Raw genomic sequence first — 15,955 nt, forward strand, 5'->3', positions numbered from 1 at the left:
CGAATCGGGGACATGTTCTGTGATATAGTAGGGTAGATATAGGTCAGCAGAGACAAGGAGGCGGGGGCATGAAGAAAAGAAGAGAGCGAGCCACCTTTCGGGACCGGTTCGAATTGATGGTGAAGACGCTGCGGGAGGAAATCCTGTCGGGCGAACGGAGGGCGGAGGAGTTTCTGCCTGCCGAGCCTCGGCTCGCCGAGCGGTTTCAGCTCAGCAAGACGTCCGTCCGCAAGGCGCTTGACCAGTTGGCCGGGGAGGGCTATGTGACGACCATTCCCCGCGTGGGCACCAAGGTCGCGAAGCCTGAGGGGGACAAACCCGTTACGCTCACGTTCGGCTACTACCGCTCTCTGGCCCATGAGACGAATATGGACGCCCTGATTGAGCGGTTTCACGAGCACCATCCCCATATTCGCATCGAATGCATCCGTCTGCCCCACCCGGATTCCGAGCTGCTGCTTCACGAGATGATTGGCAAGCGGCTGGCCGACGTAATGACCTTGAATCTGCCCGGCTTCGATGCCGTCTGCCAGCACGACGAGCTGCTGCGGGAGCTGGCTCCGGCTGAGCCGTCGGGAGAGGAGTATCCGTTTCTCACGCGCGCCTTTATTCATCGAGGTACGATCTATGCCGCTCCCTTCGTTTTCTCGCCCGTCGTTCTCTGCTACAACAAGGAGCACTTCCGGGAAGCGGACTTGGCAGAGCCCGACAGCGGCTGGACGTGGGACGAGCTGAAGCGGGCGGCGGAGCGGCTGGCGAACGGCCGACAGCGGCTCGGGTTCGGGTTCCATGTCCTGTCGACGAACCGTTGGCCGATCTTCCTGCTGCAGAGCGGGTACGCGTTCCGTTCGTCCGAGGACGGCCACCGGCAGGAGCGGCTTCGGGAGGCGGTCCGGGCGAGCCGGGAGCTGATGCGGGTGCCGGCGGATATGCCGTATCTGTCGGAGAGCGACAGCGACCTGCAGGCTCTGTTCGAACAGGGAAAGGCTTCGATGATTCTGGCGACTTATTTTACGATCAACGCGCTTCGCGACAAACGGATCGATTTCGATCTCGCTCCCCTCCCCGCGCTTAGGGAGGCGACGACGCTGCTGCTTGCCGTCGGCCTGGCGATCCATGCAGGGTCACCCCGCCAGGAGGCCGCCCGTACCTTTGTCCGGTTTATGCAGTCCAGGGAAGCGCAGCTGTTCATCCGGCAGACGACCCTATCCATCCCGGCTCACCGGAAGGCGGCGGACGGGATGGCAGAGAAGAAGACGGGAAGCGAGCCGTCGCGCTATCACATGTTCCGAGACATCATTCCGACCTTTCGGACCGTCCGCGATTTGCAGCTCAACCAGGAGCAGCTACTCGCAGCGAGGAGGGAGCTGGCGCTGTTCTGGTCCGGGCTGGAGGAACTGTCTCCGGTGGCAGAGCGGCTGGAGAACCGCTGGGCCTCCATGCTGCAGCAAACAACTATGAAGCAGTTATCGGGCAATGTTGACAAATAAATCAAAAAATTGTGGTAATCTGGTGCAGTGTCCTTCATAATATGAGGTAGCTATAGTCCAGAGGAGGTGGGGGCCCGCCCTAACGGAACGTTGTTCCTGTCCCGCTCGCCAGTAGGTCTGCGCCTTCCCTGGCGCGCCTTAGATCCGGCAGAATTCTGGAAGCGCTTCCTGAACGACACCTAGAATGCTTCCCCTTTTTGTGGAGTGATTCCCATTAAAGGAGGAATAGTTCGATGGTATTGCCCATGTTTCGCAGTTCCCGCAAGGTTTTTTCGCTTTTGCTTGTGCTGGCGCTTGTCGTCAGCTCCATCTCTTCGTTTTTCTCCCTTCCTTCCGCGGCGAGCGCCGCGACGCCCGACCGGCTTTTCTTTGATTTCGAATCGTTTAAGACCGGCCCTCTGCAAGGACAGCAGGGCTGGAACGCCGACGCGAAGACCACCGTCACTGCGGAGGTTTACCACAGCGGGACCCGCTCGGTCCGCATTACGGACGACGATCCGACCAAGGCGTTCGGACCCTTTCTCAATTTCTCTCCTCTCACCGAAGGTAAGATCGAATGGTGGGCCAAAACGGACTCTCGCGCCCGGCTCATCACCCAACTGCAAAGCTATAGCCCGTCCGGCACGTTGACCGCCGAATGGGCCGGGTTCAACAGCACCGGCAACTTCGTCTATTACGATGGAGCGACGAAGGTGGATACCGGCACCTCTTATGATCTGGATACCTGGTACCGGTTCACTGTTGCGTTCGACGCCACCAGGCAGACCAAGACGCTGCTGATCTCGGACGAGAACGGGCCGATCTACGTGAAGGAGGGCACCGCCTTCCGCGACGCCGGCATGGCGTCGGTCAACCGGCTGCGGTTCTCGACCATCAGCACGGACACGGGGGTATTCCATATCGATGATATCCGGATTCGCGACCGGGCCCAGGACGATCCGGCTGAGCTGACGGGGCTCGCGCTCGTCAACCGCAGCTATACGCTGAAGAGCGGGCAGACCGCGAATTTGCAAGTGGTTGGCTCGTACGCCGGGGGAGGCATTAACGTGCTCCGCACCGGAAACAGCTACGTCTCGAGTGCTCCCGATATCGTTGAAGCTCTGCCGGACGGCCGTCTTCAGGCGCATAAAGCCGGGCAGGCTTCCGTGACGGTCACCAACAGCGTCTACGGGGATACGGCGACCGTCCGGGTTCTGGGGGCGGAAGAGCCGCTGCCTGCCAAGCCGATTGAGCCCCGCCCGCTGGAGCGCGAGACCGACTTGACCGCGCTCACGATCGTCACCCCCGCCGAGGCGGAATGGAGGCAGGCGGGGGACCGGCTCGCCGCCCGGCTGAACGAGAAATGGGGCGTGACGGCCCGGGTGACCGCCTCCGACGAAAGCGAAGTCGGGGACGGCTGGGCGGGCAACGTGCTCGTGCTGGGCAATCTCGGCAACAATGCTCACATCGCCCGCTTATACGGCCTATACTTGTCTTATACGGATGCCGTTCATCCCGGCAAGGGAGGGTATCAGCTGCAGACGCTGATCGACCCGTTCGGCAAAGGCGGCAATACGCTGCTGCTCGGTGCGAGCGATCTGACCGGGCTCCAAGCCGGAGCCGACCGGCTGGACGCGATGCTGGGCGGCCTGTCCTCCCCGGCGCTGCCCTGGCTGTCGGAGACGGTAATTGCGCCTGAGGCCGCAGCCAAGCTGCCGTACGGAGCCAATCCGACCGCGGATGATGTGGTCCGTATGAAGGCAGAGTTCGACCTGATGATCGCCAAGCTGGTGCCGGACAGCACGGACGAACTCGATGCCAACCATCTGCTGTCGCTGTTCAGCAAGCTGACCTATTACGGCAAACTGTATCAGCTGACCTCGGCGGAGGGCTACGGCGAAGGGTACCGCTATCTGTGGCAAGCCTACTCCTCCTTTTTGAACCGCTATCCGAAGGTAGCTCAGGGACAGCTTGCTTCGAAGCGGAATATGTGGACGAACGGCTATGCAACGATCGGCTCGTATACGGTCATGGAGGCATCGCCGCTGTTCGACGAGGCCGAGCGCAGCCAGTTCGCTTCCGCTCTGTATCTGACCTATGAGGCAAACACGCGCGACGGCTACCTGGTGAGCGCGCCCGAGACGGGAGCTCGTTACAATCATGACGTCTTCCCGGCGCTGTCGCTCATCTTCGGGGCTTCTTATTTCCAGAAGTACTACGGCTTTCCGGAGATGGCCGGCTGGTATCGGCTCGGGGAACGGATCTTCCGCGGGAATACGAGCAATATCAACCTGGATGAAGGCTCGGATTACTTGATGCACGTGCCGGGCATCACGCTCGAATACGCGATGGCGACTGGGGACGAGCGGTTTCTGGCCAAGGGCCTTCGGCCGAGCGCCGACCTGAACGCCATGATGATCGACAATCTGGGCACGATGTCGGGCGGCGGGGACGTTTATCCGTTCGGCCGCAGCAGCGCCTATTCCTGGAACCATTCGCAGGTGATGAACGCAGCGTCCTGGTTCTTTGAGGAGCCGCTCTACCAGTTTCTGCTGGAGCGTACGCGTACCGGTCCCTTCCCCGGTCAGAACATGAGCGATCTTGATTTTCCGTTCCACCGGTTCATGACCGACAAGGCGCAGGCGACCGAGCTGACGGGCGACTATCCGGCCGTGCAGGCATTCCCGGTCGAGCAGGGCGTCTACGACGAGCTGAAGAAGGATTTGGGAGGCTCGCTTGAGGTCCCGATCGACGAAACGTTCCATAAGCTCGCTTTCCGCGAGGGCTATCGGCTGGAAGACAGCTACCTGATGCTGGACGGCTTCTCGGACGGCAAGCATGGGCATATGGACGGCAATACGATCATCAAGTACAGCGCGAACGGGCGGATCTTCATTGACGACCGCGACTATATCGAGAAGGCGCCCAAAAACCATACCGGCCTGCTCGTCATCAAGGACGGCGTCCAGGAAGCGAAGCCGCCGCTGACCCGGCTGGAATGGGCGGCCGATGCCGGCGGAATCGGCATTAGCCGGAGCGAGACGCCGAGCTATAACGGGGCGGATTGGACCCGGTCGATTGTGAGTCCGGGGGGCCGCTTCTATCTAATCTACGACGATGTGGAGATGAAGGAGGACGGGCGATACGCTCTCGAAGCGACCTGGCAGACGCTCGGCAGCCTGACGCTAGCCAAGGACCGGTTCAAGGTCGAGCAGGAGGGCGTCCAGATGAGCCTGCAGAGTCTGGACGACTCGCACCTCCGGCAGTACGAGCGATACGGGCATTTCATCAAGTATTGGAAAACCGTGTACCCGTATCCGTATGCCGACGAGGAGCATGTACTTCGCGAAGTGAAGGAGGAGAAAGCGTATCGGGCCGGAGAAGTATCCCGGTTCGTCAACGTTCTCTCCAGCGGGTCCAGCGATGAGCGGGCGGTGCAGGCGAAGCGGCTCGACGACGCGACGATCCGGATCGAGGAAGCAGACGGGTCGCAGTGGTTTGCCCGCTGGGGAGCGGTAGAGGCGGACGGCTTCCGCTCCAACGGCAAATTCCATCTGATCGGTCCGAGCGAAGCTTTGATCGCCGAGGCGACGCAAGTCGTGATCGGAGGGGAAACGCTCGCTTTCGAGCAGCCGGTCTTGCTCAAGCTCAACCTGACGGACGGAAGCTGGACCGCGTACCGGATGACCAAGGGCATGACCCGGTACGACGAAGCAGGGCAGCCCATTAACGACGGCACAGTCGGCAGCGGAACGCTTCAACCGAGCCACGGCAAGTTGGCCGGACTCCTGCTGGAGATAAAGCGGTCGCCGGTCGATCCGCATCCCGGTAAGCCAGGACAAGGACCGAAGCGAGACGAAGCACCGGGGGAGGGGAGCCCGAAAGCACCTCAAAGGGAGAAAGTTTATTCCTTCGGAGAGCCGGTCACCCACTCCTCTTCGGGAGATATCGACGGAGACGGGCAGACCGATTTGCTGCTCGGCGGAGCGAGCGGCAAGGTGCAGGCGATAGGAGCGGACGGCACGCTGTTATGGACGTTCGCCGCCAAGGGGCGGGTGAACGAGGTGACCGTGCAGGACGTCGATGGTGTGCCGATGGTGTTCGTCGCCACCGAGAACTGGTATGTCCAAGTGCTGGATGCCGGAGGGACGGAGCTGTGGAACAAGGAAATTCCGAATGGTCCGGAGCATCGGGAGCAAAAGGGCAATCTGCTCGGCGTCACCAACATCCGAGTCGCGCATATGAACGGCGTCGACAAGGAGCCGTGGATCATGGTCGGTACCCAGTTCCGCTACCTGTACGGCTTCGATCTTCATGGCAGCAAGCAGTATGAAGACATTGCATATTTCTATGGCATCGAGGACATGGAATTTCTTGACCTGGATGGAGACGGCAAGGACGAGGGCGTTCTCGGACTCGAGTATTACTACTATTCGTTCCTGAATGACGGCGTACTAACCCGCTACGGCGGCAGCCGGGCTCCTGGTCCCGGTTATAAGGTCGTCGAGCCGCTCGCCTCCTGGAGCGGCAGCCTGCAGGCGGCGGTAGCCCTCGGCACCAAGCAGAACCGCGTGCATCTCTTCCAGTTCAACGGCAAGCCGAAGGAGCTGTGGAGCCGGAACGTGGGAGGAGAGGTCAACGATATCCGAGCCGGCGATTTCGATGGAGACGGGCGGACGGAGCTGCTGGTCGCCTCCGACGGATTCCAGCTGTATCTGATCGAAGCCGACGGATCGGTGCGCTGGCACACCACGCTCGGCGATCGGGTGCTCCGTGCAGAGGCTGTCCAGACGGCACAAGGGCTTCGGTATCTCGCCGTGACGGACAACGGCGGGGTATATACCGTCAAGCCGGACGGCGTCATAGAGGCGAAGGAGACCTACCGCGGCCTGGTGAACGATGTGCATCCAGGGACAGGGCCCGACCGGGCCTGGATCGTGCTGGAGAGCGGAGAGGTATACCGGACCAAGCACCACAACGGATAAGATGGTCTGTCTTCCCGCTTGAACGGGAAGAGCGGTAAGGAAGGGGCACCGCCCCACAAGGAGAGCCTGTTCTGCGGTCCTGCGGAACAGGCTCTTGCTGTTGGACGCGGCCCTCATGACGCGAAAAAGGAACCGCCTAGATGCGGTTCCTCCCCGGTCTTTCCTAACGCCTGTGCTCGATCAGGTCGATGGCACCCAGGACGACATGGGCAAGCCCAAAGCCCAGGGCTCCTGTGGCGGCCAGCTTATACCGGCTGCGCAGCAGCGTAGCTGCCGAAGCGGATACGACGGTTCCAAGTACAGTAGGAATTAACCCTTCCCGCATCTTGATCACTCCTCGTATAGTTGTCGGAAAGACGAAGCTTAGGGTGTGCTCGGACGGGCTCGTTTATTCCGGCAGAGGAGAAGTCAAGTTGACATATTTTGGTGCATGGTTATTATTAATCGCAGGAACGTGCTAGACGAGCCGCCTGCATGCGGCCGTGTGAGAAGGAGGAACGCTATTGCTGGCAGCCGAACGAAAACGGAAAATCATCGAGTATGTGCGCTTGCACAGGTCCGCCTCCGTAGCCGCGCTTGCCGGTGAATTCGGCGTGCATGAGGTAACGATCCGCCGGGATCTGGCGGAGATCGAGCAGGAGGGACTGCTCAAGCGGACCCACGGCGGTGTGATCGTCGAGCAGCTGACCCGGCAGGAAGCCTCGTTCCGCGAGCGAAGCCACGTCGAACTCGACCAGAAGCGCCGGATCGGCCAGGCCGCGGCTGAGCTCGTTGAGGATGGCGACCATATCCTGATCGACTCGGGCACGACGACGCTGCATCTGGCGGAGCAGCTCGTCAACCGGACCCATCTGACTGTGGTGACGAACGACATCCAGATCGCCGCCGAGCTGCGAGACGCGCCCGGCGTCAAGGTGCTGGTGACAGGCGGGGAGCTGTACCCGTCAAGCAATATTCTGAACGGCATGTTCACCGATGCGGTGCTTCGTTCCGTTCACGTCTCCAAAGCCTTCCTGGGCATTCCGGCGCTTCATCCGAAACGAGGTCTCATGCATCCCGACGCCCAGCTGGTACCGGCCAAGCAGGGCATGATCGCCGCGGCCCAAGAGGTCATCGTCCTGGCGGACGATACGAAGATCGGCAAGCTGTCGCTTCACCAAGTCGCTCCGATGAGCGCCGTTCATACGCTCATTACGGGAAGCGGAGCATCGGGTTACGACCTCCAGACGATCCAGGAGGCCGGCGTCCATGTGTTGACAGTGTAGGCAGAACAAGCGAATGAGGGAGACGCGGCCGTTTAATTTAGTGCCGAGCTCTCAGCATAAGGTGCGATAGGAGAGAAGCGGCCGCCGCCGCTTCTCTTTTTGTATGGAAAGTTTCATTAGAATCCGTCTGTCGCTGCTGTGTTCGTGATACGATCGGATTCGGGAGGGAAACCAATGATGATAGATGTAGCTTTGGTTCCATATGAGGACAAGACGATCCTCTATCAGCTGCTTCAGCTGTATCAGTATGACAGCAGCGAGTTCGATGGGCATGCTTTGAACCAGCATGGCTTTTATTTGTACCGCTATTTCGATCATCAATGGGCGGAGGAGTACCGGCGTCCGTTTCTGGTTCGGGTGGACGGGGAGCTCGCAGGCTTCGCGCTGGTCAGTCTAGGGGTCCCCCAAGCTTACATGAAGCTGAGCACCGCAGAGGGGACTAACACCATCACGGAATTTTTCATTATGCGCAAATTTCGAGGAAAGGGAGTAGGGAAGGAAGTAGCGGTCACGCTGTTCAACCGCTTTCCCGGCGCCTGGGAAATCCGGCAAACGAGCGGTAACAAGAACGCCCATGCGTTCTGGAGGCGCGTTCTTGCTTCCTATAAGGGCGAGGGCGGATACCGGGAAGAGCAGCTTCAAGGCGATAGCTGGGACGGTCCGGTACAGGTTTTTGAATCCTGACACTTCCGACCCGGACGACCGGCAGGAACCGTTCGCTTATTGCAGGCGGGGATCGATCGGTTTCGAATGGCTGCTTTGGAGCTCCTCGAACAGGGCGCTGCTGCTCGAGCTGGGCAGCTCGCCCTGTTTCAAGCCGAGCAGCCGTTCCAGATCCCCCATCGTCACCGGCTTGGCATGGGGCATCAGTTCGTAGCCGAGCTGTCCGTTGGGCTCCAGCGTAGCGGTCTTGACGTCTTGGATATTCGAGATCCCGAGCAGCCGGAGCTGCGACTCCAGCTGGTCAACTGTCATTCTCATGGTGCGCAGATTCGAGTCCAGCGGCTTTCCGTTCTCAATGACCACCTTTGACTGACCGGTGACGCATCTCTCGATCCAGGGGAACTTCACCTGCAAATATTCAACCACGAGCAGAGACAGGATAAAGACAAAGGCCGAGCCGACGGCAATGCTCATATGATTATTCGCGATGGGCTGCACGATCGTCGTCCCGATCGAGATGACGATAACGGTCGTCGCCACAGTCATTTGCGAGATGGATTTTCTGCCCGCGATCCTTAAGAGCGCCATGCCGGCGAGCAGGAGAAGGACCGACTTCCAGATCCATGCCCATTGCATCGGTTCTCCACTCCTTTCTGGAAAGCATTCCAAGAACTAGCCTTTTCCCGTCCGCTTCTCTTTATACATTCTGAGAACGAAAGCGGTGGTAGCCGCTTGCCGCTGGAAAGGCTGGCTCGGTGCGGAAATGTAGGGGAGATGGGGGTAGCGGCCACGATCCATCCTATTTCGTACGATAGCGGCCGCCAGACAGATAGGTCCTTTGGACTCCCAAGGGCCTTCTTGGTGTGGGACTGCGGACATGACCGTGGGCCCTCCATGTCGGGATAAAAGTAAGAAATAAACAAAAACGATCATTTTTGGAAGGAAATAGTTGACGCTCCTATGGTAGGAATGTAAGATGGGAACTAATCCTACGCAATTTCATGCAGAAGTGAGCGAAATCGAAAGAAAGGAGGCAAAACGGAAAACGCCCCTGAAACCCGACCGCCAGAATCCTTCTAACCGATAGGTAAGCCCAGGGGCTAGAGGATTCGGTTTTTTTTGTCTTTACGATTGTAAGTGCTTACATTCCCTTATTTGGGTGAATTGGGATGGTCAATTACTGATGGACAGATTGAATTGTGAGAGGAGTAAGGATCGTGAAATCATTCTTTCATTATTCCGCGATCGGCGTGTCGATTGCCGCGCTGCTCGTGTCCGGCTGTTCCTCCGACTCCAGCAGTACGGGGGAAGCCTCGGGTGTCACTACGATCGAATTCTGGCATGTCAACTCCAATGACTGGGGCGGCAATGAAGTAAAGAAAATCGTAGACAACTTTAATGCAGAGAACAAATCCATTCAGGTGGTAAGTAAGTACATTCCGAATCAGTACCAGGGCGTGATCCAGCAGGCTCAGGCCGCCATCGCGGGAGGCAATCCGCCAGATGTCTCCATGATGGGGTACAACTACGTTTCTTACGTGAACGGAAGCTTGCCGTATACGCCTATCGAAGAGGTGGCCAAGCTCGACGAGAAGGAGCCCAATTTCATCAAGGATAATTTCCTGCCTAACGTCGTCGATCTGAGCCGGGCGGATGACGGCAAGCTGGTAGGACTATCGTTCGGACTTAGCAATCCGGTCCTTTATTACAATGCGGACATGCTCAAGCAAGTGGGCTGGAACCCTGACAAGCCTCCGGCCACTTGGGAAGAAATCAAAGAGCTGAGCAAGAAGGTCAAGGATCAGACCGGAAACTATGGACTCTACATACAGGAACCGCCGGATAACTGGGCGACCTTTGCTTTGGCCAAGTCGAACGGGGGCAATTGGCTGGAGAAGAACGGCAAGGAGCTGAAGGTGACGGTCGACTCCCCGGAGGTTGTGGAGGTCTATCAGATGATAGGGGACATGGTGAAGGAGAAACTGGCCTTCCACGGCAAGCAGGAAGAAGGCCAGCAAGCGTTCGGCAACGGAAAAATCGCCATGTACTATACGACGATCGGCAGAATGGGCGGGATCAAGCAGCAGAGCAAATTCGACCTGCGTACGTCCAAGTCGCCGACCTTTGGCAGCAAGCCGCGCTCCATTCCCGCAGGCGGCAACACGCTGGTCGTCTTCTCGAAGGACAAAAAGAAGCAGAAGGCGGCCTGGGAGTTCATCAAGCACTTGCAGTCGCCCGAATCGCTGGCCATCTGGGTACAAGGGACGGGCTACTTGCCGCCGCGCGAAGGGGTAGAGAAGGATCCGAAGGGCGCAGACCTGAAGAAATTCCTCGATGAAAACCCGTTAATGAAGCCGGCGATCGAGCAGAAGGATGCCGTCGTCCAGTGGGCTAACTTCCCGGGCGACAATGGGCTTCAGGCGGAGCAGGCGCTCATTGATGCACGCGACCAAATTCTGAACGGCACGAGTACCGCCCAGGACGCGATGTCCAAGGCAGCCGCCAAGATCAGAGAACTGCTGAAGTAAGCCGGGCCTGGTATTAGATCGGGCAGGGGATGCCGATGGGCGGGCTATCCTACGAACCTATGGCGTCTGTCCCTGCAAGAAGAGAACTCGAAAAAAAAAGCGAGAAAGATTGGGTTGATAGAATGAAAGCATTTCAAAAAGTGAAGCCTTTCTTGTATTTGGCTCCAGCCCTCATTCCGATAGCCTTGTTTATCTACTATCCGTTGGTCAAGTCGCTGCAGATCAGCTTCCTGAGCTGGAACATGGTCAGCCCGAACCGCAAATTCGTTGGCATGGACAACTATTCCTATCTGCTTCAAAACAGGGAGTTTTGGAATTCCGTTTGGAACACAGGCGTCTATACCGTTCTCTTGCTTCTTCTGCTCCTTGTTTCCCCGTTTTTCGTCGCCTATGCGGTGACTCGGATCTCGGGACGCGTGCAAGCCTTTTACAAATCCGCTATTTTCGTGCCGACCGTGCTTTCTCTGGCCGTCTCGTCTATCGTCTTCCTGTGGCTGTTCAATCCGATCAGCGGCTCGGTGAATCATTTGATCGCGCTCGTCGGGATTCCTCCCGTCAACTGGCTGTCCGACCCGACCTGGGCGCTGATCTCGATGGTGATCATCACCTCCTGGAAGACATTCGGGTATCATTTTATCCTGCTGCTGTCAGGCATCCTGTCGGTGCCGCAGGATATCGTGGAAGCCGCCAAGATCGACGGGGTCAGCTCCAGCATGGGTCTCATCCGGAGAATCTATGTTCCTCTGTCCAGCGGAACCCTGCTGTTCGTGTTCGTCATGACCGTGGTATTCGGGATCCAGTGGTCGTTCGTGCCGATTCAGATGCTGACCAACGGGGGACCCGACCAGGCGACCAGCCATCTTGTGTTTACCGTGTACCAGTATGCATTCCAGTTCTTTAAGAGCGGCCTTGCGTCCGCAGCAGCCGTGCTGACCTTCCTTGTTTTCAGCGGGTTGATCGTGTTCCAGGCGCTGGTGATGGAGCGGAGGGTGCATTATGAAAATTAAAGTGAATCCGTGGCAGCTGCTGCTGCTGCTCTCCCTGCTTCTGAGCTTTTTTCCGCTTGTCTGGATGGTTAGCACGGCTCTGAAGCAAACGGACCAGATTTTTTCGGATTTCCTGAATCCGATTCCTCTGCCTGTTACGCTTGAGCACTTTATTCACGCCTTCAATAGCTCGCCGCTTCACCGATTTTTTCTGAATTCGTTCGTTGTCGCCACCTCGGTAACCGCCTTCCAAGTGCTGACGAGCATTTTCGCGGCTTATGCCTTGACCCAGTTTGTCTTTAAAGGAAGACAGGCGCTGTTTTACGTCATCGTGGCAAGCATGCTGATCCCTGTCCTCGTCACCATGCTCCCGAATTATTTGCTACTCAGCAAGTGGGGACTGCTGAACACCTACTTTGCCGTTATTTTGCCGCAGCTGGCGAGCGGGATGGGGATCTTCTTCTTGCGGCAGTCGTTCCGGACGATCCCGAAGGCACTGCTGGAGTCCGCTGAGGTCGAGGGAGCTACCGACTGGCAGAAAATGTGGCTGATTGTCGTGCCCGCAGTCCGTCCTATGATCGTCGCCATCGGCATCATTCTGTTTATCAACGTTTGGAATGAGTATTTTTGGCCGCTCATGGTCATCAACAAGCAGAACATGTTCACGATTCCGCTTGCCCTGCAGCTGTTCATCAACTCGGAGGGCGGCACTTCCTGGGGCCCGATGATGGCTGTGGCTACCCTGGCGTCCATTCCGCCCATTGTCGCCTTCCTTCTGGTGCAGAAGCACATCATTAGCAGCTTCCTAAGCACAGGGGTGAAATAATGCGCCGAGCAGGCGGTACATCGCGAAGTTATCCTATCGGAATCCAATCCATAACTTGAATGGAGGTTTTTACAATGGGAAGCAAGACGCGTTCGAACAAAGCTCTGGCGGCGGCGGTCAGCTTGACTCTGCTGGCATCCGCCTTCCCTCTGGCGGGACCAACATCGGTTTCCTATGCCAATGAGGCTGAGATGCTGGCGCCGGCGGCCCTGCCTGCGGTCGTCATTTCGGAGATTATGTACGATGCGCCGGGCAGCGACGATGGTGCCGAATATGTGGAAGTATCCAATATTGGGAGCCAGGCGGTAGACCTGAGCGGCTACTACATAGGCGATGCGGCAGTGAAAGGAAGCGGGGAGGGCATGTTCCAGTTTCCCCAAGGCGCGATTCTGCAGGCGGGTCAATCCTTCGTCATCGCACAATCGTCCCTGGGAATGAAGGAGCGCTATGGGTCGACACCTGATTACGAGCTGCCTACTCATCCGACGTATAACAAGGAGAATGATCCGTCCGTGCCGGATATGCTGCCTGGGGATTGGTCCACCGGCTACCTGACGCTGGCGCAGGCGGGGGATGATGTGCTGCTGATGGACACCTCACAAAAGATGGTGGATTATGTCCCTTATGGGAAGGATGGCAAGCTGAACGGCAAAACCTATAAGGCTGCGCCGGGCATCACCCAGCATATCCAGTCGCTGCAGCGTCAATTTCTGACAGGGGACGCTTCGATTGATTTCTGGCCCCTCCCCCCGACGATTGGAGCCTACGTGCCGGGAGAGGGACAGCCGCGTCCTTATCCGGGGCCGGCCATCAGCCGAAGCCTCCTGATCAGCGAGGTGCTCTATGATGCCATCCACGATGAGGATAACGGCGAATTCATTGAAATTACGAACGTTTCCGGAGAGCGTCTGGATATCAGCGGCTATTCGATCGGGGACGCCGAATTTCCCAAGTTCACCAGCTCAGGCGAAGGCATGTTTCTATTTCCGGAAGGAACCTTCATCGAACCGTATCAAGTTATTGTAGTCGCGCTTAACGCGAAGGGAATTCGCGACCGTTACGGCGTGACGGCGGATTTTGAGCTGGAGGAGTCGCTTCACGAGGTACCGAATCTGGAGCAAAACAAGAGCTGGGCCACCGGCATGGCGAAGCTGGGCAATGCAGGCGATCAGGCGCTGCTCTACGACCGGAATATGCAGATAGTCGATGCCGTCGTTTGGCAGGAATCGTCTCCTTTCCCCGGCGTGCAGCCTTACCTCCCGACAATCAATGCGAACAACGGCCATTCGATCGAACGCTGGAATGCGGTGGATACTAACAATGCGGCCGTCAATTTTGTCGCGCAGCCGAAACCTTCTCCAGGGGTCCTTCTGTTCGGCCCCCATGCCGACACGAGCCGGATCCCGGAGCTAGCTCTTAAGACGGATGTGCTTGCTGCACGAGAGCCGGCGACCGGGATCTCCTTCGCACCGACGGTGATCGGGTATGGCGGGGATGCCAAGAGCGCTCCCGAGAATACGAGAGCCGCTATCGAAAAGCTGCTGGAAACCGACGCCAGTCAAATTATGCTGCCGGTGCAGATGACCTCGGACGGCGAGCTGATTGTGTTCGGGGACGAAACGCTGAACAAGCGATCGAACGGCAAAGGACGTGTCGATAAGAATACCTGGGCGGAGATCAGCCAGTTGGATGCCGGCAGCTGGTTCTCTCCCGAGTTTGCCGGACAGCGGATCCTGAAGCTGTCGGAGGCGCTCGATTTGATCCAGGGCAAGCTGATCCCCGTCCTATCGGTAGAATCCGAGGCTGCTGCCCTGAAGACGGCAGATCTGCTCAAGGCGAGACAATGGACGGACGCGCATCTCTTTACCTCAGAGGAAAGCATTCTCACCGCTGTTAAAGAAAGGTACGCCGAGCTTCGCGGCGGGCTGAATTACGCAGGCCGACCGGTGAACCCGGAACAGCTGAAGCAAATGATACTGGCGGCGCGCAGAAGCGGAGCGGTCACGATCCAGCTGGATCAAAGCCGGCTGACGGCAGACGTTATTCATTATCTTCGTGTCCGTGGTCTCGTAGTGTGGGGGATCGGTGGAGATTCGGAGCGTGAGGCGCACGATCTGATTGCGCTCGGCGCAGGGGGATTGGTCACCGGAGATCCGCGTGCGGCGCTTGCGTCGCTCCGCGATTACCCGGAGGGGACCGTCACCCAGCGTCCATTGATCGGCGGCCATAGAGGGAGCGTCGAGCAAATCTCGGAGAATACGATGCCGGCCTTTGAGGCGGCCTGGCAGGCCGGAGTGGATCTCATTGAGACCGACGTGCTCGTAACAAAGGATGGTCAGCTCGTTCTTATGCATGACGATAATGTGGACAGGACGACGAACGGCTCCGGCAAGATCCGCAACATGACGCTGGCCGAGATCAAGCAGCTGAATGCCAACTACTTGAATCCGAGTCAGCCGGCCGAGGTTCCGACATTGGACGAATACCTGGCCTGGGCGAAGGAGAAGAAAAAGACAAGAGGACTTGCTCTCTTTCTGGAGATCAAGGCGCCTAACATAGAATCGTCTATTCTGGAGCTGGTCAAGAAGTACGGACTGGAGGAGGATGTCTATCTCATTACCTTCCGTCTGGAGGAATTGAAGAAGGTGCGCCAGCTCAATAAAGAAGTAGGGCTTGTGTACATTCATAATGGCCCGGCTTCGGTGGATAATCCGCTCGGCCATGCGGAGAAGTTCATCCGGGAATCGCTCAAGGCCAATGCTCTGTTCAATCCCAGCATCTCCATGAATCCGGTATTCGAGAAGTATGTCAAGCATCGGGGGATCGTCACCTTTGCGCGGCCGATCAGCGATGTGGCGAACCTGCCCCAACAGTATTCCCGCATGGTGACGGAGGTGCAGACGACGGAGAAGGTGGCATTGAAGGTCGGAGAAGCAGCCGGCATCACCGGAGAGGTTGTGTTCCAATCCCGGGAGAAGCAAGCACTGACGCCGAAGCTTCGGCTGCTGGATGGTTCAAGCGAAGTGATCGCCCTGACAGCGGATAATAAACTGCAAGGGTTGAGCAAAGGCACTGCCTGGGTTCAGGCTTATTACGAATATGAATTCCAAGGCAAGCTGACCCGTGTCTATGCCCGGCCGACTGAGGTTTCTGTGAAATAATAATCCTTTTCCCATCTAGTTAAGAGCGGGTTTCGAACGTGTTCGGTTATTGTCCAATCCTTTAGAAAGCTG

General features: G+C 57.9%; 10 protein-coding genes. 8 read left to right on the top strand and 2 right to left on the bottom strand.

The genetic code is table 11. The annotated features are described in order from the left end of the window. Positions 1-68: 68 nt before the first annotated feature. Together KJS47_RS14535 and KJS47_RS14540 are read left to right on the top strand one after the other, a co-directional pair. Entirely contained in the window at positions 69-1,490 is a 1,422-nt protein-coding gene (locus KJS47_RS14535; RefSeq protein ID WP_213525738.1) for an extracellular solute-binding protein, read from the top strand. 233 nt (positions 1,491-1,723) lie between these two features. Further along, positions 1,724-6,454 carry a hypothetical protein gene (locus KJS47_RS14540; protein ID WP_213525739.1) on the top strand — a complete coding sequence of 1,577 codons (4,731 nt, stop codon included), beginning with the start codon at positions 1,724-1,726 and terminating at the stop codon, positions 6,452-6,454. A gap of 163 nt (positions 6,455-6,617) precedes the next feature. On the opposite strand, the gene KJS47_RS14545 is transcribed toward KJS47_RS14540, so the two are convergent. Then, the gene (locus tag KJS47_RS14545; RefSeq protein WP_213525740.1) at positions 6,618-6,779 is read right to left on the bottom strand and encodes an asparagine synthase; all 162 of its coding nucleotides are present in this window, start codon (positions 6,777-6,779) and stop codon (positions 6,618-6,620) included. Between the two features lie 178 nt (positions 6,780-6,957). Between KJS47_RS14545 and KJS47_RS14550 the strand changes: the two genes are divergently transcribed. Continuing rightward, positions 6,958-7,719, top strand: a complete 762-nt coding sequence (locus KJS47_RS14550; RefSeq protein WP_213525741.1) for a DeoR/GlpR family DNA-binding transcription regulator — start codon at positions 6,958-6,960, stop codon at positions 7,717-7,719. Between the two features lie 174 nt (positions 7,720-7,893). Then, positions 7,894-8,403 (top strand): GNAT family N-acetyltransferase, encoded by a 510-nt coding sequence (locus tag KJS47_RS14555; protein WP_213525742.1) that lies wholly within the window; start codon positions 7,894-7,896, stop codon positions 8,401-8,403. 36 nt (positions 8,404-8,439) lie between these two features. On the opposite strand, the gene KJS47_RS14560 is transcribed toward KJS47_RS14555, so the two are convergent. Then, a complete protein-coding gene (locus KJS47_RS14560) occupies positions 8,440-9,018 on the bottom strand; it encodes a DUF421 domain-containing protein (protein ID WP_213525743.1) in 579 nt (192 codons plus the stop codon). A gap of 581 nt (positions 9,019-9,599) precedes the next feature. Between KJS47_RS14560 and KJS47_RS14565 the strand changes: the two genes are divergently transcribed. From KJS47_RS14565 to KJS47_RS14580, 4 genes are all read left to right on the top strand, one after another. Then, complete coding sequence (locus KJS47_RS14565; protein WP_249716380.1) at positions 9,600-10,910, top strand: ABC transporter substrate-binding protein; 1,311 nt, start codon at positions 9,600-9,602, stop codon at positions 10,908-10,910. A gap of 122 nt (positions 10,911-11,032) precedes the next feature. After that, positions 11,033-11,917 carry a carbohydrate ABC transporter permease gene (locus KJS47_RS14570; protein WP_213525744.1) on the top strand — a complete coding sequence of 295 codons (885 nt, stop codon included), beginning with the start codon at positions 11,033-11,035 and terminating at the stop codon, positions 11,915-11,917. Further along, on the top strand, positions 11,907-12,722 hold the full coding sequence (locus KJS47_RS14575) for a carbohydrate ABC transporter permease (protein WP_213525745.1): 816 nt from the start codon (positions 11,907-11,909) through the stop codon (positions 12,720-12,722). The genes KJS47_RS14570 and KJS47_RS14575 overlap by 11 nt, the downstream gene beginning before the upstream one ends. A gap of 74 nt (positions 12,723-12,796) precedes the next feature. Continuing rightward, on the top strand, positions 12,797-15,883 hold the full coding sequence (locus tag KJS47_RS14580) for a glycerophosphodiester phosphodiesterase family protein (RefSeq protein ID WP_213525746.1): 3,087 nt from the start codon (positions 12,797-12,799) through the stop codon (positions 15,881-15,883). Positions 15,884-15,955 lie beyond the last annotated feature (72 nt).

Source organism: Paenibacillus sp. J31TS4 (assembly GCF_018403265.1).
GTDB lineage: Bacteria > Bacillota > Bacilli > Paenibacillales > NBRC-103111 > J31TS4.

What these genes read in the sequence shown, in the direction of transcription:
- KJS47_RS14575 (WP_213525745.1), top strand. Translation starts at nt 11,907, where the DNA reads ATGAAAATTAAAGTGAATCCGTGGCAGCTGCTGCTGCTGCTCTCCCTG.
- KJS47_RS14545 (WP_213525740.1), bottom strand. Translation starts at nt 6,779, where the DNA reads ATGCGGGAAGGGTTAATTCCTACTGTACTTGGAACCGTCGTATCCGCT.
- KJS47_RS14570 (WP_213525744.1), top strand. Translation starts at nt 11,033, where the DNA reads ATGAAAGCATTTCAAAAAGTGAAGCCTTTCTTGTATTTGGCTCCAGCC.
- KJS47_RS14560 (WP_213525743.1), bottom strand. Translation starts at nt 9,018, where the DNA reads ATGCAATGGGCATGGATCTGGAAGTCGGTCCTTCTCCTGCTCGCCGGC.
- KJS47_RS14540 (WP_213525739.1), top strand. Translation starts at nt 1,724, where the DNA reads ATGGTATTGCCCATGTTTCGCAGTTCCCGCAAGGTTTTTTCGCTTTTG.
- KJS47_RS14580 (WP_213525746.1), top strand. Translation starts at nt 12,797, where the DNA reads ATGGGAAGCAAGACGCGTTCGAACAAAGCTCTGGCGGCGGCGGTCAGC.
- KJS47_RS14535 (WP_213525738.1), top strand. Translation starts at nt 69, where the DNA reads ATGAAGAAAAGAAGAGAGCGAGCCACCTTTCGGGACCGGTTCGAATTG.
- KJS47_RS14555 (WP_213525742.1), top strand. Translation starts at nt 7,894, where the DNA reads ATGATGATAGATGTAGCTTTGGTTCCATATGAGGACAAGACGATCCTC.